The following is a 19,819-nucleotide window of genomic DNA, read 5'->3' on the forward strand; positions in this document are numbered from 1 at the left end:
AGGACAGTCGATATGTCCCGAACAGGCAGCATCTGCTGCCCGATCGTGCACGACGGGCTCCGGCTGCGGATCATGGCGTCGCGGGGCCGCTCGGCCGTGACGATTCCGCCCAGAACCCGGTGAGGACCTCGGCGACACGGGCAGAATCCTGGACCATCCACCAGTGTCCGATACCTGGCAGGATCTCCTCCCGGGCGCCGGCCCGTCGGGCCGCCCGCCGCCTCATCGATTCGCTGCCCACGAACGTGTCGCTCGTACCGATGACGGCCAGCCCCGGCCGCGCCGCGGCGGCCTCGAGATTCCGTCCGAGCTCGGACATGACGGGCTGGATGGCGGACCGGTAGAACGCCAGGATGGCACGACCCATCTCGGGTCCCTGTGCGCCGGCGATGCTGGTCGCAACGCTGCGGTCGGCGCCGACCCGCTCCATCACGCGCTCCGTCCGCTCGGCGATCGTGCCGCCCATCCAGCGCGCCACCGACTCTTCCCCGAGCTCGGGGGTCTGCCATTCCCGAGCGAGCGGGTGCCACTCGTAGTCGGGGTCGAAGACGCCGAGCGAGTCGCTGACCCAGCTGCGCAGCAGGTCGGGGCGCGCCATGGCGACGGCCAGCACGGTGCTGCCACCGACATCGTGGCCGACGAGGTCGACGGGCTCACCGATCCGTTCGAGCTCCTCGATCAGCCAGTCGCGGAGCGCGTCGACCGTTCCGGGGAAGTCCTCCGGAATCGGTGCGCCGAACCCGGGCGGGCTGAGACGACGGGCGTCCGGGAGCGCGAGCCGAGCGAGGAGGGGGTCCCAGATGGATCCGTTCTCCGGGTTGCCGTTGACGAAGACCACTGCCACGGGACCGATCCTCTCCGGATCGTGTCCGTCAGCGCAAGGGCGAGATCGGGGTGGCAGGGCGATCGTTGATGTGGCACGGGCGATGCTTTCGGGACCGTTCTCCGGCGGCCGGATGCCGTCGGCGACGGCTCTCGCGCGGATGCGAAGGCGTTCGTCGAGGCTCGGGAACGGCCGGATGCGCGTGATCCGAGGCGCCCCGTCGAGGGCGTACATGGCCACGGTCAGCGGATAGCGTTCGACTCGCGAGGACACCACCCGCCGCCAACCCGCGATCGTCGGGGACGGCCCGCCGATCCGCAGATGGTAGGTGCGGATCTCGTAGACGTCGCCGAACGTGCCCGGTTCGACGTCGGGCAGGAAGTCGAACGGACGATAGGTGGCGATGTCGAGGGTGTCGAGGTGCTTCCCGATCCCGAACGGGTCCGCACTGTGCAGGATCCGCTCGCGCTCGGCGGCGAGCCAAGCGAAAGCCCAGTGGACGGCAACGGTTGATGAGGGGTGCCGGGGCTCGTCCGACGCAGGGTCGATGCCTACCGCTACTACGACGGGGTGCGATTCACCGAAGGCACACCAGGGTGTCTGGTGCTGGTCGATATCGACGCGAACAACGCCGAGGCCGCCCGCAGATGGGCAGACGCGATGATCACTGCCGGGCGTGACGAAGGACCAGCGCCGGGGATGCTCGCGGCGAGTTTCTTCCTTGATACCTCTGGGCAGAAGATTCTGAACGTGGCCGAATGGGTTGAAGCCGCTGCGCATCAAGCCATGATCGAAAGACCCCGCAGCAACGCCTCCCGTGGCACGCCCCGGATGCTGATGGCGTCAGCCCCATTGGCTTCGTCCGCAGCAGTCTCGCTCTTCAGGATCCGGACTTCGGTGACACGAGTGGTAGTGCACAATCACGCAGAAGTCTACTGAAATACTCGGGATCCTCCATCGGGCCAAAATGGCCCTGATCTTCGATATCGATGAACTGCTTGTGCGCGACTTCGAGGGTGTCGAGGAATTTCTTTGCCGTCGGTGCCGGGGTGAACAGGTCGAAGCGGCCACCGACCACGATCACCGGCACCTCGAACGCCGCCCCCGCTGCGCGGTCGAAGAACCGCGGGAGCTCTGCCAGCGCGATCTCCATGTTGAGGGCGCTCGCCCTCCTGTTCGCCAGCGTCGCGAGGTCGCGCCAGCTGTAGTCCGGCGATCGGAAGGCCAACCAGAACAGCGCTCGCATCGCGTTCGGGTCGCGGTGGTTGCCGAATCCCAGTTTATGGTAGGCGTTCCGCACGACGCCGATAGCTTCGGCGGTCACACCTTGCGGATATTCCTCGATGGCGGAGAGCGCGGTGACCAGTTTGGTCTCGCCGCGACTGCGTGCCGCAGCGAGCACTTTCTCGTAGCCGTACCGTTCGGCGGCCATGAAGTCCGCGACCTGGCCGATCCCGAGATAGGCGCCGAAATGGTCGGGCTCACGACGCAGCATCTCGATCGCCACCGCCGTTCCCCACGAGTGGCCCACCAGCACGACTGGACGGCCAGGAAAGCGCACGCGCAGCTGCCGAACCAGGTCCAGACCGTCTTCGGCGTACCGGTCGAGACCCACATCGTCGCGCTGCAGCCCGTTCTGGACAAGGGTCTTACCGGAGTTGCGCTGGTCCCAGTGCACGACCGTGAAGTCGGACTCCCACTCACGCTGCATGGCGTAGGCGAAGGGCATCATCGGGAGGCCAGGACCTCCGTGCAGATACACTAAGAGCGGGTTGGCCAGGTTCTCGCCGCGTATCTGCACCCACTGCGGGACACCGCCGATCGTCCAAGGGGCGAGTTCGCTCACGCTGCCTGCACCATCGAGCCGTCGATCGCGCTCGACCCGGCGCTGCAGGAACCGACGAAGCCCGATCAGCGCGGCCACCATGGCGGCCAGGGGCGCCACGATCCGGCCCAGGACCTTCATCGGGGGCACGACCCGTCGAACAGGGGTGGATTCGGTGCGACCGCAGGCGAGAGCGAGCCTGCGGCCCGGCCGACCCCCTCCGCGTTCAGTGGCGCGTGGTCGCGCCGTACCGCGGCGCGATCTTCAGGGAACTGCGCCGAAATCTTCACCTGATCCCGAGCTCGACCGATCGGTGGCCCGGCTTGTCTCTGGCCCTGCGACTTTGGTGACATGGCACTAAGGCTATACCGGTAAGTCCGCATCAGTTACCACCCGAACCTGTTCCACCGAAGTCGCCATCACGCGAGCCGATGGCTGTTCGCCGACCGCGGCTACGATTCCGACCCCCACCGTGCGAGGCTCCGGAACCGAGGAATCGTCCCGAAAATCGCCCGCCGCAACACCAAACACGGCTCCGGACTCGGCAAACACCGCTGGTTCGTCGAACGCGGATTCGCCTGGCTACACCAATATAAACGCCTCCGCACCCGCTACGAACGCCGAGCCGACCACCGAAATCACAAACTGTCGTTGCAGTACTAAGCTTACGAGACACGAGATGCTCCTTCGATCAGCTGATCGACGCAACCGGGTCGTCGTCGACATACCGGCGGTGCGATGAACAAGACCGGGCGCCTCCGTGCTGTACCAGGTGTCCATTTCAGACTGCGTGCAGGAGCGCAAGCCGGTGCTGCTGTCGGCGAACCAGGTGTTTCCTACGGATCAGGTGTCGTGTTCGGGAGAGGGGGCAGGCGTGGTGGTGTGCTGGACGAAGGCGGCGATGTCGGGTGACGTGGCGGACTCCGACCACGCTAGCCGCAGCTCGCTGGCCGACAAATCTGTCACCGCCACGACGGAGATCCCGGTCAGCACCATCTCCGGCAACAGCGACTCCGGGACGAACCCGACCGCTTGACCCAGGCGGACACAGGCCGCGTATTGGGCCGCGTCCGATACGGACGGTCCCGGCTTCCACGTGTGGTGGGCCAGGTCGACGCCCGCCCAGAATGCCGCCTGTTCGGGTGTGTTCCCCTGCCAAACTGCGAAGGTCTCGCCGTCGAGTTCGGCGCGCTCGATGAGCGGACGGGTGGCGAGCGGATGGGCGTTGGACACGAGCGCGACGCGCGGGTCGGACCGGATGAGATCGTTGTCAAGGCCATGCATATCGAGCGGGGAACGGACCAGGGTGAGGTCGGTTTGTCCCGCCCGTACCTCCTCGACCTGGACCTGTCCGTCCACCACGGCCCACTCCGCCGGGGCATGATCGTGTCGCGTCGCGTTGTAGGAGGCCACGAGAGATTCGAGGGTCTCGACGTCGCACGCTCGCGCGGTGACCCGTAGGCGCCGTCCCTGCTGGCTGCGTCGAGTGGCGCGGGTGATCGCCGCCCGGGCGGCCTCGTCGAGCACGCGAGCATCGTCGCGCAGCGACCGGCCCGCGTCGGTCAGTGTCGCGCCGTGATGGTTGCGCTCGAACAGGGCGGCCCCGATCATCGCCTCCAGGCTTCGGATCGCCCGCGACAGTGCGGGCTGGGTCACCTCTAACCGCTCGGCGGCACCGGTGAAGGTTCCCTCCTCGGCCACCGCAAGCACGTATCGGAAGTGTCTGAGCTCGATTCTCGGTTCCACCCTCCGAGTCTCCCAGCGCTGCGGCGATGCCGCGAGGACATGGCCCCATGTCATGCAGGTTTTGGACGGCGATGGGAGTCATGCGTTGTACTCGCGGTTCCGGAGTGAGAGCGAAGGGGATGAGCGATGGTTCGGAAAGCGGTCGTCACGGGTGGTACCGGGGGGATCGGGTTCCACGTGGCCGCGCAACTGCGGTCCGAGGGGTTCGAGGTCACCGTCGTCGGTCGAGACGCCGAGCGCGGCCAGGAAGCCGTCCACCGGATCGGGTCCGACGCCCGATTCCTGCGAGCCGATCTGTCCTCGCTGCACCAGGTATGGGCGCTCGGAGCACGACTCGTCGAGGAAAGCCCGTGGCAGTTGCTGGTGAACAACGTCGGCGGCATGTGGTCGACGCGTTGGGAGACCGTCGATGGTATCGAGGCGAGCTTCGCCCTCAACCACCTCTCTCCGGTGGTGCTGACGTCGGTGCTGCTCGGTGCCCTCCGCGCCGGTGCTCCCAGCCGGATCGTCGACGTCACCTCCTCGTCCATCACGACCGCCGTAGCCGACGGCGTCCCGACCTACGAGGATGTCGAACAGGACGGCGAGTACCACGGCATGTCGGTAACGGGCCGCGCCAAGCTCGCCCACCTCGCTCACGTCCAGGAGCTGGCCGAGGAGCTGCGGGGAAGCGGTGTGTCCGTGCTCGCCGTCGATCCCCTCGGCCCGGCCGCGGCGATGACCCCGAACGCCGCCGCGATGACCCCGGAGATCTTGCCCCCCGTGCTCCGTCACCTCTGGGAGCAGATCCAGGCAGGCCTCCGGCCGCCCGCCGAGGCCGCTCGAGCGATCGTCGCTGCGGCTACCGACCCGGTCCTGGACGACGCGACCGGCCTGGTGCTCGGTCCGGACGGTGCGCCGTCCGACGAACTCAGCCGGTACGTCACCCCAGACCTCGCGACGGCTGCAGGCGCGCTGACGAGACGGACGCTCACCGATCGAACAGGTGCGCCGCCAGCCTAGCTTCGCAACGCGTGGAAGTGGGTCTGGATGCCATCGCGCTCCATCTTCCGCCTGGCACCGCTTCTTGTGCTCCAAGAGCAATCGCGCTCCATCGTCAGCTCGCCGATCTTGGCGTACGACTCCGGGGTCTTGGTCTCGCCCGCGGTGGTCTTCGACTCGAATACGTCGGCCAGCAGCTGGTTCTTCCAGGCCGTGATCTGGTTGGGTGCACATCGGACCGCTGCGCCGACTGGGCCAGCGTCTGGTCTTTCTTCACGGCCGCCGGGGCGACCTTGGCCTTGAACGCCGCCGAGTGGTTCCTACGCTGACGAGACACGAGATGCTTCTTCGATCAGATGATCACTATCGAAGCAGCTCCCCACCTAACGAGCTCCAGCCCGGTAGACACGCCACAAGATCAGCGACGGAACCGTTCACCGTTACAGTCCCACCGTCAACGCGGTGCGAGCCTATCGGCAAACCAGTCGGCGACGAGGGACGTGCGTTCGTGGCAGTGGTTGTAGATGGTGTGGTCACCGTCTGGCCAGACGCACAGCGTCTTGTCGGCGCCTGCGCTGTCCAGGAAGGGCTGCTGTGCGTCGAGATCGAACAGTGCGTCGTGCCCGCCGTGCAGAACCAGCAGTGGGCAGTCGATGTGTGCGCGGCGCGGGTCGAACTCGAGGCGCCGGAAATTCGCGGCGATACGGTCGGTGTCGGGCGTGCCCAGCATCGCCGCGGCCTGTTCGTCGAAGCTGCGATGTCCGAGCAGCGACGGTCGGGCGGGCGCGCCGTTGACGCAACAGGCCCGCAATCTGCGGTCCGCGGCGGCGGTGAGTGCTGCGTAGAGACCGCCGAGGCTGTTGCCGAAGATGCCCACCGCCGAGCCGAGTGATCTGTCGTGGTCCACGAAGTCGAGGTACCTGCCGTACGCGGCCGGAATGTCCACGTCGAGGAACACGCGATGCCGTAGCCGGGTCTCTCCCTGGCCCGGCCCTTCGGCGAGGATGGTCGCGAAGCCGCGCGCCGCCAGCGCGTCGGCGTGACGCCAGTACGCGGCTCCCCACCCGCTCTGGCCGCCGAACACGATGACCGTGCCGAGCGCCTCGGTTCTCGGTGGTCTGATCAACCAGCCGACCAGATGCTGCGAGCCGAAGCCCAGTACCAGTTTCTCGAAGCGGTCGCCGAGGACGCCGGACAGGGTGGACAGCAACGAACTCAATTGGTCGTACAGCTGGTGTTTGCGGGGTGTGTCGTCGTTGAACGCCATCTGCGCGAAGATCAGGTCGGCGACGGCCGCGCGGTACGCCTCGACCGCCGTCGCCGGATGGCCCGCCTCCAGCGCCTGTCGCCCGCGGACCTCTTGGGCGTGTGCCAACGACTCGGCGGCGACGTCCCACGCCGATCCGTCAGCCGTCATGGCCTGCATTCGGGTGATGTCGTCGGGCAGCATCCCGTAGTCGAACATGCGGGTCGGCGTCATCGACCGCCACTGTGCAGCCAGCAGTTTCTGCGCCGGTGACGAGGTGTCCGTCGGCCGGTTCATCGTGTGGCCGTCATTCGCGCTCCGTCCGGCTCCGGCCGGCTGACATAGTTCAGTTTCTCCCGGAGCTGCGCGATCAGCGGACCGATGCCTGCTGCGGCGCATGTTCCGAAGATCGCGAAGTCCGGTCGGCTGAGGAACATGTCGGCGCCGACGTCGTCGAGATATCGCGTGTACGTTCCCGCCACGTCCCGGAAGGAGCGGGCTTCGCCCTCGGCCAGCGTGTGCACCGTGCAGCCGATCTCGTCCAGGAAAGCCTCCTGCTCGCGATCGAGCAGCCCGTCGGTTCCCGTCCGGGTCACCAACCGGAAGCCGTGGCCGAATACGTCGTCGAACCTTCCCGACCGACCGTCCGGGGTGGACACCGGTCCCTGTGGCGCGAGGGTGCCGGCGAACGGTGCCGGGGTGCCGTCACCGGCCGTGTGGACGACCCCGGTCTCGAGAACGGGGAACGGAGGTGGCGGCGGCATGGAACCGCTGAGGAACGCTTCGTCACGGGCCGCGGCACGCGCCGGGTCCATTGTGTACGCGACGTCACCGAGCATGATCGACGTCTCGATGATCGTCAGGGCGTGTGGCCGACGTTCCCCCTCGTAGGTCGCCAGCAGCTGCTCGGCGGCCCGTTCCCGCAGCACCAGGTCGAGCTTCCACGCGAGGGTGACCGCGTCCCGCATCCCGGAGCAGGCGCCCTGGCCCATGGTCGGAGGCATCGTGTGCGCCGCGTCGCCCACCAGGAACACCCGATTGCCTACGCTCCACGAATCGGCAATCCTCGCCCTGATGGGATACAGCACCTGACGGATGATCTCGACATCGTCGGGGCCGAGGCCATGCGTCTCCCACAGCCACTGCCACGCGCGGTCCCGGACCTCGAGGACGTCCTCGTTCTCACCGGGCAACGCGGCAAACTCGAAGCGCTGCCGCTCGTGACCGATGGGCATGAACATGTGGGGCCTTGCCGGGTCGCAGAACAGCATGGTGTGGTCGAACCGAGCCGGGAGCCGGCGCAACGTCTTCGTGTCGATGTTCAGCCACCGCTCGTCCACACCGAAGTCGAACTGCCCGATGCCGAGCGCGGTGCGCACGAAGCTGTTGGCGCCGTCGGCGCCCAGCAGGTACCTGGACCGGACCGTGGCCCGGCGATCACCGTGCGCCTCGTGCGCGGTCAGCTCGACCCGATCTGCCAGGACGTGGAGGTCCGTCGCCTGCCATCCGCACAGGTGCAGGACGTTCGGGTGCTGCCGCACCCGCGTATCGATCGCGTCCTCGATGTCCGGTTGGTACATCGAGATGTGTGCGGGATGCCCACACGACTCACCGTCCCACGGCAGCTCGACCAGGAGCTTGCCGTCGGTGTTGATGTACTTGAAACTGTCCAGTGCATGGGCATCCCGCAGCGCCACGTCGACGTCCGCGGCGGCCTGCACGATACGCGCGGCCTCCCCATCGATGTGGGTGAGCCGTGGCAGGCCGTACAGGTGCGAATGCCGCTCCACTACGACGACGCGATGGCCCATCCCGCCCAGTATCGAGGCGGCGACCAGACCAGTCGGGCCGTAGCCGACGATGGCGACATCGGCATCGTAGGACTCATCGATCATTGCGCGCTCCCACCGATCGTTCGCGATAACTGAACCTAATAGTTAGGATGATTATGACTCTTTGTGTGTCAAGTCAGCGGCGGTACGCGGAACAGGCGCTCGGCGTTGCGGTGACTCACCATCGCGTGCTGCTCGTCATCCAGCTCCGCTTTGGACAGGAACTCGGTGGCGACACCGCTGTCCTCGTAGGGGTAGTCGACCGCGAACAACACCCGCTCGGCGCCGACCTTGGTCAGGCAGTAGTTCAACGCGTCGTGGTCGCACATGCCGCTCGTGGTGATCCAGATGTTGCGCTGGAAGTACTCGCTGGGCGTGAGCTGGAGGCCGACCATGTCCAGCACGTCGCGCGCCCACGCGTAAGCTTTCGCGTGCATGTTGTCGATGCGCCACAGCCAGAACGGGAGGCCTTCACCCAGGTGGCCGAGGACAACGCGCAGGTTCGGGTGCCGGTCGAAGGCGCCGCTCAGGATCAGCCGCAGCGCGTGTGTCGAGGCTTCGGCCTGGAACCCCCAGATCGCCTGCTGCAACCCGTACGGCTTGTACGGCTCCAGCATCTGCGGACTCGGCATTCTCGGGTGCAGGTATAGCGTGCTGTCCGTCTCCTCGAGCGCGGCCAGGATCGGTTCGCACTCCGGCTCGTCCAGATACCGGCCGCCCGTGTGCGACCCGATGAGGACCCCGCCGAATCCGAGTGTCCCCGTGGCGCGGCGGATCTCCTCCGCTGCCGCTGCCGGCTCCTGGGGCGCGACGGCGGCGAGCCCGGCGAACCGCGTGGGGTGAGCGGCCACGATGTCCGCGAGCACGTCGTTCATCTCGCGTGCCAGCGACGTCGCGGTCGCGGCATCGGACCAGAGTTGCACGCCCGGCGGGTTCAGGCTCAGGACCGACACGTCGACTCCCGCGCTGTCCATCTCGTCCAGCCGGGTCCGCAGATCCGTCAGCCGCTTGCTGATGAACTCGTTGGCGATGAAACTGCGGGAGTAGACGCGTTCGGCGTCCTCGCCGGAAAACGCCGGCAACTCGGCTGTCCGGTTCCAGTATTCGGTGGTCGCGAAATGTTCCTCGACCGCGATGACGCGTCGGCTCGTGGTGTCCGGCATCGCTCGTACCCCTTTTCCGGAGTTTTCTCCCTGCTCGTCCATGCACGCTATGGCCGCGCCCGACACGCGTGCTGTCCCCTGCTCTTCCTAGGAGCGCCAGGGGCACCCTCGAACTAAGGTCGTCGACATGCGCCGTGACAACCTGCTCGGCGAGTACCTGCGCGCCTGCCGCGAACGGGTCTCGCCCGCCAACATCGGGCTGGAGGCGCTCGGGCCGCGCCGGGTGCCCGGACTGCGTCGTGAGGAGGTCGCGCTGCTCGCAGGCATCAGCGCGAACTACTACCTGCGGTTGGAGCAGGGCGTGGACCGGCATCCCTCGGGGCAGGTGCTGGAGTCGCTCGCGCGGGCACTGCGGCTGGACGAGACGGAGACGGTCCACCTGCTGGCGTTGGGCCGCCCACCGGCGAAGGACGTGACCGGTGCCGGGATGGCGGCTGTCCCGAGCAGTATCAGAGGGCTGCTGCGGACGCTGGAGCTGCCCGCCTTCGTGCAGGACGAGCACTTCGACGTCCTCGCCTCGAACGCCATGGCCGTGGCGCTCTCACCGACACTGCGCCCCGGTCGCAACCGGGTGCTTTCGGTGTTCCTCGATCCCGACGAGCGCGCGTTGTTCGCCGACTGGGAGGTGGACTCCGGTCTCCTGGTCGCCTCGTTCCGCGCCTCCATCGCGGCCGACGCGGCCGACCGGCGCACGACCGAGCTGGTGGACGAGCTCTCGGCGCGCGACTCGCACTTCCGTGAGCTGTGGGCAGGCCACGACGTCGCCAATCGCGTGGACCGGCCACCGGTCCGTTTCGCCCACCCCGTGGTCGGCCAACTCACGCTGATCCGGGACAACCTGGCCGTCGACGGGCCTGACGCGTTGCGGCTCATGGTCTATCACGCCGATCCGGGCTCGGCCGACTTCGGCAAGCTGGCCCGGCTCAGGGAGTTGACGCTCGAGCGGCCTTGACACTCGTTTCGCGCCAAGGACATACTGAAAAAGACCTAACCATTAGGTGTTATTCAGTGAGAGGACTCCCGAGCAGATGGCTCTCCAGCATGAGCAGGCGGCGTCCGGCGTCGACGACGCCGCGGTACCGGATATCGACGTCGGCACGATGACCCGCGACGAACTGATCGCGCACAACCTGCGTGTCGTCGAGGCGCACTTTCACAACGAGAACCCCGAGCTGATCGACAAGGCACTGGCCGTGTACGGCCCCGACATCGTGTGGGAGGCCCCGGCACGCGGCCTGGTCTACGACGACGTCGAGGAGGTTCGCGAAGGTTACCTGGGTATCTTCCGGACCGTGCACTGGAACCGCACGACGTCGTTGCGCCGCTTCGCCACCGAGGACTTCGTGTTCGACGACCAGATCGCCGACCTGACCGTGGTGGGCACGGACATGCCCAACCTCCCGTTCGAACCCGGCCAGCGGATCAGCATGCGCCTGATCCATTGCTTCGAGATGAAGGACGGCAAGATCGCGCGCGAGATCACCTACGAGATCCCACGCTCGCACGGCGGCCCGCTCGACAACGACGCCGTGCCCGCGGGTGCGGTGGTCACCGACTTCCCGGACGGTCCCGACTACGGCAAGTGGGCGGCCAAGTGAGGTTCATCGGATACATCCACAATGGAGCTCGACACGTCGGTGCCGTCGAGGGGGATCACGTCATCCCGCTGGGTGAGGTGGACGCCTTCTACGCGGACCCGTGGGCGGCTACTGTGCGCGCGGACCAGGTGGTGGAACGACTCGCCCGCGCCGAGCTGGTCGAGGCGCCACCGGTGCCGGAAACCGCGCGGGTGTTCTGCGTCGGCATCAACTACCGCGCGCACGGCGACGAATCCAGGGAACACTCCGGGCTGGACACCCCGAAGGTGCCGATGATCTTCGGCCGGTGGGCCGACACGCTCGTCGTGGACGGCGATCCGGTGCCGGTGCCGCCGCACGAGGTCGGCCTGGACTGGGAGGTCGAGCTCGCGGCGATCGTCGCCGACACGGTCTGGGCCGCGGATCGCGACACGGCGGCTCAGCACGTGCTGGGATACACCGTCTTCAACGACCTCAGCGCACGCCGGAAGCAGTTGGAGACGGCACAGTTCACGTTGGGCAAGAACGCCGACCGCAGCGGACCGATCGGCCCGGTGGTCGTCACCGCCGACGAGATCGACGACCCCGACTCGCTGACGCTGTGGACTCGTATCGGCGACTCGGTCATGCAGTCCGGCAATACCAAGGACCTGATTCACGACGTCCCGTCGATCATTGCCTACATCACCGACACGGTGACGCTGAAGCCTGGCGACGTGATCGCGACCGGCACCCCGGCCGGCGTGGGGCTCGGCAGGAAGCCACAGGTCTACCTGACCCCCGGTGACACCGTCGAGGTCGAGGTGGAGCGCATCGGTGTGCTCCACACACCGATCGTGAGCCGCGCCGACCTGGAACTCTGATCATGTACGAAGCGAGGTCGGTGCTCGATGACCGCGGCGAGGTGCCGACGGTCGTCGGCGGTCGCCAGATGGCGGCGGTTGCGGGTGAGTGGATCGACGTGTTCGCGCCGTCGCGGCACGACACCCGGCTGGGGCGCGTGCCGAGGGCGCGCGCGGCCGACGTGGACCGCGCGGTGTCGGCCGCCCGCGCCGCGCTGCCGGGATGGCGCCGCCTGCACTTCACGGAGCGGCAGCACGCGCTGCTGTCCATCGCAGCTGAATTGTCCGATCACGCCGAGGAACTGGCACTGCTCACCGCCGCGGACACCGGCAACGCCCTGCGGCCGCAGGCACGGCCGGAGTCGGCCACGCTCGCGAGGTTGTTCCGGTACTTCGGCGGCGTCGCCTCGGAGGCCAAGGGGGTCGTGCTCCCGGCAGGCGACGGCCAGCTGCAGTACACGCAACGTGAACCGGTGGGTGTGGTCGGCGCGATCCTGCCGTGGAACTCGCCGTTGATGATCGCCGGCATGAAGATACCCGCCGCGCTGGCGGCAGGGAACACGATCGTCGTCAAGGCGTCGGAGGAGGCGCCACTGACCGTGCTGCGCCTCGCCGAGCTGTGCGCGCCGCACCTGCCGCCGGGCGTCCTGAACGTCCTGACCGGCTACGGAACCGAATGCGGGACGGCGCTCGCCGAGCATCCCGGAGTGGACAAGGTGTCGTTCACCGGATCCACCGCCGTCGGGCGTTCAGTGGGCGCGACCGCCGGTGACCGCCTCGCCCCCGTCTCGCTGGAGCTGGGCGGCAAGAGCCCGACCATCGTGTGGCCGGACGCCGCATCGCCGGACCGGATCGACGAGACGGTGGCGGGCATCCTCGCGGGCATGCGCATCACCCGGCAGGGCCAGTCGTGCACCGCGGGCTCCCGGCTGTTCGTGCACGATGACGTGTACGAACAGGTGCTCGATGCCACGGTGGACCGGCTGCGTGCGCTGAACGTCGGCGACCCGCTCGACGAGACCACCGATATGGGCAGCCTGATCAACAGCAGGCAGTACGACCGTGTCCGCGACTACGTGCGGGAAGGGCTCAGCAGGCCGGACATCGGGGTCGCGCTCGACGGCCTCACCGGACCGTACGACGGGCTTTTCATGGGCCCGACCGTGTTCTCCCGGGCGGACAACGCGTGGCGCCTCGCCCGCGAGGAAATCTTCGGCCCGGTAGTCGTCGCCATCCCGTGGCGCGCCGACGAGGAAGTCGTCGCGATGGCCAACGACTCCCATTACGGGCTCGCCGCATACCTGTGGTGTCACGACCTGGACCGTGCACTGGCGGCCGCCGGCGAGGTCGAGTCGGGCTGGATCCAGGTCAACCAGGCCGGTGGCCAAGAGGTGGGCCAGTCCTACGGCGGCCTCAAGCAGAGCGGTATCGGCCGGGAGTTTTCGCTGGAAGGGATGCTCGAGGCGTTCACGACCATCAAGCAGGTCAACGTGCGCATCGACCCGCTCCGGCCGGGTGCCGTTCGATGAGCGCCAGGAGCGGCCCCCTCGCCGGCATTCTCGTGATCGACCTCAGCCGAGCCCTGGCGGGGCCGCACGCGGCCATGATGCTGGGCGATCTCGGCGCCCGGGTGATCAAGATCGAGCGTCCCGGGAGTGGCGACGACTCCCGAGGCTGGGGCCCGCCGTTCGTACATCCCACCGGTGCCGACCGTGAGTCGACGTACTTCTTCTCGGCGAACCGGAACAAGGAGTCGGTTGTCCTCGACCTGACCGAAGGGCACGACCTCGATGTGCTGAGCGCATTGCTGCGTCGTGCCGACGTGCTCGTCGAGAACTTCCGGCCCGGCGTCCTCACGCGATTGGGTCTCGACGCCGAGGGGCTGACCGAGCTGAACCCGAGACTGGTGACGTTGTCGATCAGCGGGTTCGGCCACGACGGGCCGGAGTCCGCACGTGCTGGCTATGACCAGATCGCGCAGGGCGAGACCGGGCTCATGTCCCTCACAGGTCCCTCGGCCAACGACCCGCAACGAACGGGCGTACCGATCACCGACCTGCTGGCCGGTATGTACGGCGCATTCGGCGCGGTCAGCGCGCTGCACGAACGAGAGCGGACCAGCCGCGGCCAGATCGTGCGCACCTCGTTGCTCGCGGCCGGTATCGGCGTGCACGCCTACCAGGGCACCGCCTGGACGGTGGGCGGCGTTCGCGGCCGGGCCGCGGGCAACCACCACCCGTCAATCAGCCCGTACGGCCTGTTTCCCTGTGCCGACGGCAGCGTCCAGCTGGCGTGTGGCAGCGAGGCCCTGTGGCGGCGGCTGTGCGCCGAGTTCGGCTTGGACGCCGAAAGGCCGGACATCGCGACCAACGCCGATCGGGTAGCCCGTCGCGAGGTGGTGGCCGCCGAGCTGGAGAAGGCGTTCGCTGACCTTCCGGCCACACGGCTACTCGATCGCCTGGCGGCGGCCGGTGTTCCTGCCGGGCGGATCCGGACACTGGACGAGGTGTACGCCTGGCCGCAGGTCGAGTCGCAGGGGCTGAAGACCACGGTGCACCACGAAACGGTCGGGCCGATGGAGCTACCGGGCCCGCCGCTGCGGTTCTTCCGCACCGGCTCGGGCCAGGAGCACGAGGTCACCAAACGTGACCACCGGGCCCCACCCGTACTCGACGCGGATGCCGAAGCCGTCCGCGCGTGGCTGGCCGCGATCGACCAACCGTGAACGGGCGCGACGGCCGCGCTATCCCGTCGTCAGGGCGTGCTCACGAGCGAGATCGGCGGCCCTGTCCAGATTGCCCGCGACGACGGCTTTCGCGATGCGCTGATGCAGTCGCAGGCGCGATCGCTTGTACCGGCGGTGGCTGGTGTCCTCCTCGACCGAGCCGACACCTAGCGTCTCGGCATCGATGAACCGCAGCATCGACAAGTAGGTCTCGCGCAGGATCCGGTTGGGGGTGATTCGCGCGAACGTCCGGTGCAACTCCCAGACCGCGTGCACGAACGCGTTCGGGTCGTCGACCACGTCCGCCAGCGCCTCGGACTGCGCAGTGATCGCGACGATGTCGTCTTGCGTCCGGTGCTCGGCGGCGTCGACGATGATCCGTGGTTCGAGCAGTTCGCGGACGACCACGGCGTCCGCGACCCGGACGGGCTCCGCGTCCACCGTCAGCAGACTCTGGCCCAGCCGTACCACCGGATCGTGCTGGGCTACGAACAACCCGCCGCCGGGACCTGGGCGGACGGCCACGACTCCCTGCGACTCGAGCAACCGGACGGCCTCGTTCATCGTCGCCTTGGCCACACCGACCGACGCGCGGATGTCGGTCTTGGTGCCGATCAGCTGGCCAGGCCGCAGCCCTCGCTCGGCGATCTCGCGCCGAACGTGTTGGCCAACCGCCTCGGCACGTGTCATCCTCGAAAGCGCCACGTCCACCATGACCCGATTATAGGATCACGTCGCGATCCTCATCCCGAACCTCGGGGCCAATCGTACGGATCAGAAGGTTTGGGGTTCGAATCCCTGCGGGCGCGCCAGATTTTATACAGGTCCAGGACACTCCATCGGTGACATCCGATGGAGTGTCCTGGACTTATCCCTTTATCCATCCTTCAACTGGGATGGTCGGTGGGCGTCGTAAAGGGCTGTGTCGAGCCTGTTTTCGTTGGTGTGTCAGCGAAGTCGGTGTCACGGTCACGGTGGGACCACGTGGCGACGTAGGTGTTGTCTGTCACCCAGCGTGTTGTTCGGCTGAGGACACGGCTGCACGTCGTCGCGCGAGTGGGTTCGGATTCTCCTGCAGCGGCCGAGCCCACTTCCGCTTCGTCGGGCCGGGCGCCGGTTGTCATGCCTGTAGTCGCGGGAAGAGGGCTTCGGAGTTGCCTCGGTCGATGGCGGTTCGGAGGCCGTGGTCGAGCGGGTACTTCTGGTACGTGCGGTTGAGGAAGGTGACCGCGGCGGCGGGGGCGAAGGGGTAGTCGCTGCCGTAGGTGATGTGGGTGGGTTCGGCGACTTCCAGGAGGCTGGGCAAAGCTGCTGGAGAGGACGAGAGGGCGATGTCGTAGTAGAAGCGGCGGAGCGGTTCGAGTTCTTTGTGGACTTGGCGGTCCTGGTTGAGCATGGCCCAGGCCTGCTGTGCCCTGTTCTTGGTGTTGAGGATGGTCAGCAGGATCCGGTAGGAGATGTAAGGGACGAATCCGCCCGCGTGGGCCAGGATGAATTTGATGTCCGGGTACTGCTCGATCGCCCCGGAGAGGATGAGGCTGATCGCGGTCCGAGTGGTGTCGAGCAGGAAGTCCGCGGTGAAGGTGGGGACGTCCGGGACTTCGGGCGCGGGGAGCTCGCCGGGGTGGGTGAACACCGCGGCGCTGCGGTGGTGCAGAAATTCCAGCAGTGGGGCGAATTCGGGGTCGCCGAGGTAACGGCCGTCGTTGTTGGCCAGCAGGACGATCCCGTCCGCACCGAGCACGTCGAGGGCGTATTCGGCTTCGGTGAGGGCGCCGTCCACATCGGGCAGCGTGAGGGTCGCGAACTGCCCGAACCGGTCCGGATGGTCTTTGACGAGTTCGGCGGCGTATTCGTTGATCTTGCGTGCCCAGCGTCGTGCTTCGTCGCGGTCACCGAAGTACACACCGGGGGTGGACAGCGACAGGATCCCGGTGCGAATGCCGTGTCCGTCCATGAATCGCACCGCCGCCGACGGTGACCACTTCGGCAGCTCGACCCCGCCGGGGCGGATGCCCTTCTCGTGCAACCACTCGGCGTAGCGTGGAGGAAGGAAATGCTGGTGGGTGTCGATGCGGTGCGCGCGACTCACGGGCGGCTCCAGCGGTCAGTGGTCGAGATGTTCGGCGGCGTCGAACAGGGCGCGGGCGTGCAGTTCGAAGAGGCGGATGAGATCGACGGAGTCACCGCCGATCTCCTTGGCGATGAACAGTCCGTCGGCCGCGGCCATCGCGTAGGTGGTGAGCAGCCCGACGGCGTCGTCGTCGATGTGGGGAGCGAATTCCCGCGCGAGTGCGGCGAAGCGGTGATGCGCGGTGTGGCGGACCTCGAGGAAGACGGTGCGGGCGCTGGGTTCCTCCGGGCGGCGTTCCAGTGCCAGCATCAGGCCCAGCCGCAGGAAATCGGGTGCGTCGAGCAGACCTTTGGCGACGGTGACGGCGAGGTCGCGCACGGACTCCGGTGAGGCGTGCATGTCCTCGGGCAGGGCGGCGGCCAGCCACGTGTTGAAGCTGCGCTCGATGACGGCGGCGATGAGTTCGTCTTTGTCCTTGAAGTGCCAGTAGATTGAGCTCGCAGGCAGGCCGGAGCGCGCGCTGACGGCGTTGATGCTGGTGCCGTCGTAGCCGCGTTCGCCGGCGACCTCGACTGCGGCGTCGAGGATCTTGCGCCGTGATTCCTCGCCGTTGGAGCGGCGCTGGCGGGTGGCGCGGGGGTCGGCCGATGAGACTCGCTACTGCGCGACGGCAGTCATTGCGCGGGCAAGGAGTTCATCGATCGTGTCGGAAGTGTCCTGGAAAATCCATGCGGTGATGGCTGCGTCCGCGCAGGACAGTGCGGAGCAGATCAGCGCGTGCGGACGTGGATCCGATCGATCGTCGGGGTCGATCTGGAGTCTGCGGGAGACCTCGGGCCGCAGAAGTGGGGACCAGCGCGCGTGCTTGCCCGAGTGGGCGGCGGCAAGCGACGGGGTGCTGTACATAAGAGTGATCAGCTGGCGGGACCGTTCGGTGTCCGAGGCATAGCTGCGGCTGAGCGCTCCTAACGCGTGCCGGAGGGATTGCCACACGGGTTCATCGACGGGACGTTCTCGGAGCGCCTCAAGCAGCTCCAGGCCGACGGAGTCCCCGTCGCCGAGCAGTGCGTCGTCCTTCGAGGTGAAGTAACGGAAGAAGGTCGTGCGCGAGATCTCCGCAGCCGCACAAATCTGCTCCACGGTGGTGCTGTCGTAGCCCGCATCCAAACACAGGTCCAGAGCGATCTGGGAGATCTGGGCACGCATGGCCCGGCGCGCACGCTCACGTGCACCTCCGGCCTGCCTGGGGTTCTGCACCATATGCCCATGTTACAGCAGTCCTAATATGTTACAGTGTTTCACATTCGGGACAGTGACCTAGGAGCTGGTATGGCAGAGTCGAAGACCATCGTGATAACCGGCGCGAGCGACGGAATCGGTGCTGCGGCAGCCCGTCGGCTGGGCAACGACGGTCATCGCGTCGTCGTGGTCGGCCGCTCACCACAGAAGACGGCTGCCGTGGCGCGAGAGGTCGGCGCCGCTGATCACTATCTCGCCGACTTCACCGAGCTCGAGCAGGTTCGGAGCCTCGCCGACGAATTGTTGGCGACCTACCCTCGCATCGACGTGCTCGCCAACAACGCGGGTGGCGTCTTCGGCGACCCCACGAAGACCGTCGACGGGTTCGAGCGCACATTTCAGATCAACCACCTGGCGCCCTTCCTCCTCACCCGGCTGCTCATGGACACCCTCATCGACTCCCACGCGAGCGTCATCCAGACCTCGAGCACTGTGCGGCCCGCGCGAGAGATCGACCTCGGCGACCTCAACCACGACAAGAACTTCAGCCCTGTCCGGGCCTACACCGCCGCGAAGCTGGAGAACGTCCTGTTCAGCACCGAGCTGCACCGTCGTTTCGGCGCCCGGGGGATCTCGGCAGCCTCCTTCTACCCCGGCAATGTGGCCTCTAGTTTCGGCACGCAGTCTGAGAGCAGGCTCATGCGCTTCATCACCACCAACCCGATCTCGCGGCGCCTCATGCTCATCAGCCCAGATCGCGGCGCAGACACACTCGTGTGGCTCGCCGAAGCCACGCCGGGGCGCGACTGGGAGCCGGGTCGGTACTTCTACAAGCGCGAGCCGACCAAGCCGCAGAACGGCCAAGCCCTCGACGCTGACCTCGCGCGCCGTTTCTGGGACCGTTCCGAGCAATTGCTCGGCGTTTAACACACAGGTCATGCCCCCAGCCCACACCACAGCCGCTCCTGACCCGGATCGCGAAGATACGGCCTCTTCGCAGCGGACCGTCAAGGTGGCCACGGTGTGCGGTGACAACTGCCCGGTCCATCTCCTTCAACCGATCTCGACGTGCCTGACGCTACCCCGCCGTCCGGCTTCGGCCATCCCGATCCGAGGTCCTTCGCTCGACTGGATGGCATCTATCAGCGCATGGTCGAGGCCTACCGTCACGAAGACCGGCAGCGTGGCCGCGAGCTGATGGCCACACTGATCAGAGACCTCAGCACCGGCGTCCCGAAGACGCTGAGTGAGCTCATCACGCTGGGGCGGACCTTGAGAAAGCGCGCCGCTGACGTACTGGCCTACTTCGACCGCCCCGGCACCGGCAGCGGTCCCACTGCGGCGCTCAATGGCAGGCTCGAGCATGTCCGCGGCAGCGCACTGGGCTTCCGCAACCTGACTGACTACATCGCCAGGTCATTGCTCGAGACCGGCGGCTTCAGACGCCAACTACACCTTCGATTGGGATGAGCCGCCAATCCGGCATGTGACGACAGATACCGGAACTGGGCGCTGGGCCGACGCGCTGCGGCCCGGGCAGGCGGCCACACCCCGCGGGCTACGGTGCCACCGGGCATCGAGGCACCACCGCCACCGGGCCCGCAGGGACCCGCCGACTGGCCCGGTGGCGCAACGCCCGCCCCAACCGGGTGCTCAATCCGCTGCGCCAGGCCGAACGCTACGACCCGACCGGCGACTACACTCGCCGCTGGGTCCCCGAACTCGCCGGCCTCGACCAGTCCCGCG

At 67.4% G+C, this 19,819-nt stretch carries 18 protein-coding genes and 4 pseudogenes; 10 read left to right on the forward strand and 12 right to left on the reverse strand.

Translation table 11 applies throughout. From position 1 onward, the window contains the following. Positions 1-70 precede the first annotated feature (70 nt). Together A37U_RS54720 and A37U_RS0127085 are read right to left on the reverse strand one after the other, a co-directional pair. Positions 71-1,603: an alpha/beta fold hydrolase gene (locus tag A37U_RS54720; protein ID WP_020499811.1), complete on the reverse strand. Its 1,533-nt coding sequence runs from the start codon at positions 1,601-1,603 to the stop codon at positions 71-73. Between the two features lie 100 nt (positions 1,604-1,703). Continuing rightward, the gene (locus A37U_RS0127085) at positions 1,704-2,789 is read right to left on the reverse strand and encodes an alpha/beta fold hydrolase (protein ID WP_020499812.1); all 1,086 of its coding nucleotides are present in this window, start codon (positions 2,787-2,789) and stop codon (positions 1,704-1,706) included. 240 nt (positions 2,790-3,029) lie between these two features. Between A37U_RS0127085 and A37U_RS50115 the strand changes: the two genes are divergently transcribed. Beyond that, positions 3,030-3,311, forward strand: coding sequence for a transposase (locus A37U_RS50115; protein ID WP_420806266.1), 282 nt, complete (start codon positions 3,030-3,032; stop codon positions 3,309-3,311). 180 nt (positions 3,312-3,491) lie between these two features. On the opposite strand, the gene A37U_RS0127090 is transcribed toward A37U_RS50115, so the two are convergent. Next, positions 3,492-4,394 carry a LysR family transcriptional regulator gene (locus A37U_RS0127090; RefSeq protein ID WP_276142629.1) on the reverse strand — a complete coding sequence of 301 codons (903 nt, stop codon included), beginning with the start codon at positions 4,392-4,394 and terminating at the stop codon, positions 3,492-3,494. 126 nt (positions 4,395-4,520) lie between these two features. On the opposite strand from A37U_RS0127090, the gene A37U_RS0127095 reads away from it, so the two are divergent. Beyond that, a complete protein-coding gene (locus A37U_RS0127095) occupies positions 4,521-5,396 on the forward strand; it encodes an SDR family NAD(P)-dependent oxidoreductase (protein ID WP_020499814.1) in 876 nt (291 codons plus the stop codon). A 172-nt stretch (positions 5,397-5,568) separates the two neighbouring features. On the opposite strand, the pseudogene A37U_RS53925 reads toward A37U_RS0127095, so the two are convergent. The 4 genes and pseudogenes from A37U_RS53925 to A37U_RS0127110 all read right to left on the reverse strand — a co-directional run. After that, a pseudogene (locus A37U_RS53925) lies at positions 5,569-5,712 on the reverse strand (transposase); the annotation flags it as partial. Positions 5,713-5,829: 117 nt separating this feature from the next. Next, positions 5,830-6,840 (reverse strand): alpha/beta hydrolase family protein, encoded by a 1,011-nt coding sequence (locus A37U_RS0127100; protein ID WP_205623022.1) that lies wholly within the window; start codon positions 6,838-6,840, stop codon positions 5,830-5,832. Between the two features lie 74 nt (positions 6,841-6,914). Beyond that, positions 6,915-8,516, reverse strand: a complete 1,602-nt coding sequence (gene mhpA / locus A37U_RS0127105) for a bifunctional 3-(3-hydroxy-phenyl)propionate/3-hydroxycinnamic acid hydroxylase MhpA (protein WP_020499816.1) — start codon at positions 8,514-8,516, stop codon at positions 6,915-6,917. Between the two features lie 68 nt (positions 8,517-8,584). After that, positions 8,585-9,658 carry an amidohydrolase family protein gene (locus A37U_RS0127110; RefSeq protein WP_205623023.1) on the reverse strand — a complete coding sequence of 358 codons (1,074 nt, stop codon included), beginning with the start codon at positions 9,656-9,658 and terminating at the stop codon, positions 8,585-8,587. An 85-nt stretch (positions 9,659-9,743) separates the two neighbouring features. On the opposite strand from A37U_RS0127110, the gene A37U_RS0127115 reads away from it, so the two are divergent. The 5 genes from A37U_RS0127115 (at position 9,744) to A37U_RS0127135 (ending at position 14,760) form a co-directional block, all read left to right on the forward strand. Continuing rightward, entirely contained in the window at positions 9,744-10,568 is an 825-nt protein-coding gene (locus A37U_RS0127115; RefSeq protein ID WP_020499818.1) for a helix-turn-helix transcriptional regulator, read from the forward strand. Positions 10,569-10,644: 76 nt separating this feature from the next. Further along, positions 10,645-11,214: a nuclear transport factor 2 family protein gene (locus A37U_RS0127120; RefSeq protein ID WP_020499819.1), complete on the forward strand. Its 570-nt coding sequence runs from the start codon at positions 10,645-10,647 to the stop codon at positions 11,212-11,214. A 173-nt stretch (positions 11,215-11,387) separates the two neighbouring features. After that, complete coding sequence (locus A37U_RS0127125) at positions 11,388-12,056, forward strand: fumarylacetoacetate hydrolase family protein (RefSeq protein WP_205623024.1); 669 nt, start codon at positions 11,388-11,390, stop codon at positions 12,054-12,056. Positions 12,057-12,058: 2 nt separating this feature from the next. Then, on the forward strand, positions 12,059-13,564 hold the full coding sequence (locus A37U_RS0127130; RefSeq protein ID WP_020499821.1) for an aldehyde dehydrogenase family protein: 1,506 nt from the start codon (positions 12,059-12,061) through the stop codon (positions 13,562-13,564). Continuing rightward, positions 13,561-14,760 carry a CaiB/BaiF CoA transferase family protein gene (locus tag A37U_RS0127135; protein ID WP_020499822.1) on the forward strand — a complete coding sequence of 400 codons (1,200 nt, stop codon included), beginning with the start codon at positions 13,561-13,563 and terminating at the stop codon, positions 14,758-14,760. The genes A37U_RS0127130 and A37U_RS0127135 overlap by 4 nt, the downstream gene beginning before the upstream one ends. Positions 14,761-14,778: 18 nt before the next feature. Here the strand turns inward: A37U_RS0127135 and A37U_RS0127140 are convergent, their stop codons facing one another. The 5 genes and pseudogenes from A37U_RS0127140 to A37U_RS0127155 form a co-directional block, all read right to left on the reverse strand. After that, a complete protein-coding gene (locus A37U_RS0127140) occupies positions 14,779-15,474 on the reverse strand; it encodes a FadR/GntR family transcriptional regulator (protein ID WP_020499823.1) in 696 nt (231 codons plus the stop codon). A 406-nt stretch (positions 15,475-15,880) separates the two neighbouring features. After that, positions 15,881-16,852 carry an amidohydrolase family protein gene (locus A37U_RS0127145; RefSeq protein WP_020499824.1) on the reverse strand — a complete coding sequence of 324 codons (972 nt, stop codon included), beginning with the start codon at positions 16,850-16,852 and terminating at the stop codon, positions 15,881-15,883. Positions 16,853-16,867: 15 nt separating this feature from the next. Beyond that, positions 16,868-17,233, reverse strand: a complete 366-nt coding sequence (locus tag A37U_RS45485; RefSeq protein ID WP_020499825.1) for a hypothetical protein — start codon at positions 17,231-17,233, stop codon at positions 16,868-16,870. Between the two features lie 60 nt (positions 17,234-17,293). Next, a pseudogene (locus A37U_RS54500) lies at positions 17,294-17,422 on the reverse strand (helix-turn-helix domain-containing protein); the annotation flags it as partial. A gap of 69 nt (positions 17,423-17,491) precedes the next feature. Beyond that, positions 17,492-18,094 (reverse strand): acyl-CoA-like ligand-binding transcription factor, encoded by a 603-nt coding sequence (locus tag A37U_RS0127155; protein WP_240437678.1) that lies wholly within the window; start codon positions 18,092-18,094, stop codon positions 17,492-17,494. A gap of 69 nt (positions 18,095-18,163) precedes the next feature. On the opposite strand from A37U_RS0127155, the gene A37U_RS0127160 reads away from it, so the two are divergent. The 3 genes and pseudogenes from A37U_RS0127160 to A37U_RS53935 form a co-directional block, all read left to right on the forward strand. Further along, on the forward strand, positions 18,164-19,000 hold the full coding sequence (locus tag A37U_RS0127160; RefSeq protein WP_020499827.1) for an SDR family NAD(P)-dependent oxidoreductase: 837 nt from the start codon (positions 18,164-18,166) through the stop codon (positions 18,998-19,000). Between the two features lie 207 nt (positions 19,001-19,207). Beyond that, positions 19,208-19,543 (forward strand): annotated as a pseudogene (locus tag A37U_RS0127165) (transposase); the annotation flags it as partial. A gap of 179 nt (positions 19,544-19,722) precedes the next feature. Next, positions 19,723-19,791, forward strand: a pseudogene (locus A37U_RS53935) (hypothetical protein); the annotation flags it as partial. Positions 19,792-19,819: the final 28 nt, after the last annotated feature.

It is taken from the genome of Sciscionella marina DSM 45152, from assembly GCF_000379465.1.
In the GTDB taxonomy this organism is placed as follows: domain Bacteria; phylum Actinomycetota; class Actinomycetes; order Mycobacteriales; family Pseudonocardiaceae; genus Sciscionella; species Sciscionella marina.

What these genes read in the sequence shown, in the direction of transcription:
- A37U_RS45485 (WP_020499825.1), bottom strand. Translation starts at nt 17,233, where the DNA reads ATGCACGCCTCACCGGAGTCCGTGCGCGACCTCGCCGTCACCGTCGCC.
- A37U_RS0127160 (WP_020499827.1), top strand. Translation starts at nt 18,164, where the DNA reads ATGGCAGAGTCGAAGACCATCGTGATAACCGGCGCGAGCGACGGAATC.
- A37U_RS0127155 (WP_240437678.1), bottom strand. Translation starts at nt 18,094, where the DNA reads ATGGTGCAGAACCCCAGGCAGGCCGGAGGTGCACGTGAGCGTGCGCGC.
- A37U_RS0127115 (WP_020499818.1), top strand. Translation starts at nt 9,744, where the DNA reads ATGCGCCGTGACAACCTGCTCGGCGAGTACCTGCGCGCCTGCCGCGAA.
- A37U_RS0127100 (WP_205623022.1), bottom strand. Translation starts at nt 6,840, where the DNA reads ATGTTCGACTACGGGATGCTGCCCGACGACATCACCCGAATGCAGGCC.
- A37U_RS0127130 (WP_020499821.1), top strand. Translation starts at nt 12,059, where the DNA reads ATGTACGAAGCGAGGTCGGTGCTCGATGACCGCGGCGAGGTGCCGACG.
- A37U_RS0127085 (WP_020499812.1), bottom strand. Translation starts at nt 2,789, where the DNA reads ATGAAGGTCCTGGGCCGGATCGTGGCGCCCCTGGCCGCCATGGTGGCC.
- A37U_RS0127135 (WP_020499822.1), top strand. Translation starts at nt 13,561, where the DNA reads ATGAGCGCCAGGAGCGGCCCCCTCGCCGGCATTCTCGTGATCGACCTC.
- A37U_RS0127110 (WP_205623023.1), bottom strand. Translation starts at nt 9,658, where the DNA reads ATGGACGAGCAGGGAGAAAACTCCGGAAAAGGGGTACGAGCGATGCCG.
- mhpA (WP_020499816.1), bottom strand. Translation starts at nt 8,516, where the DNA reads ATGATCGATGAGTCCTACGATGCCGATGTCGCCATCGTCGGCTACGGC.
- A37U_RS54720 (WP_020499811.1), bottom strand. Translation starts at nt 1,603, where the DNA reads ATGCGCAGCGGCTTCAACCCATTCGGCCACGTTCAGAATCTTCTGCCC.
- A37U_RS0127140 (WP_020499823.1), bottom strand. Translation starts at nt 15,474, where the DNA reads ATGGTGGACGTGGCGCTTTCGAGGATGACACGTGCCGAGGCGGTTGGC.
- A37U_RS0127120 (WP_020499819.1), top strand. Translation starts at nt 10,645, where the DNA reads ATGGCTCTCCAGCATGAGCAGGCGGCGTCCGGCGTCGACGACGCCGCG.
- A37U_RS0127095 (WP_020499814.1), top strand. Translation starts at nt 4,521, where the DNA reads ATGGTTCGGAAAGCGGTCGTCACGGGTGGTACCGGGGGGATCGGGTTC.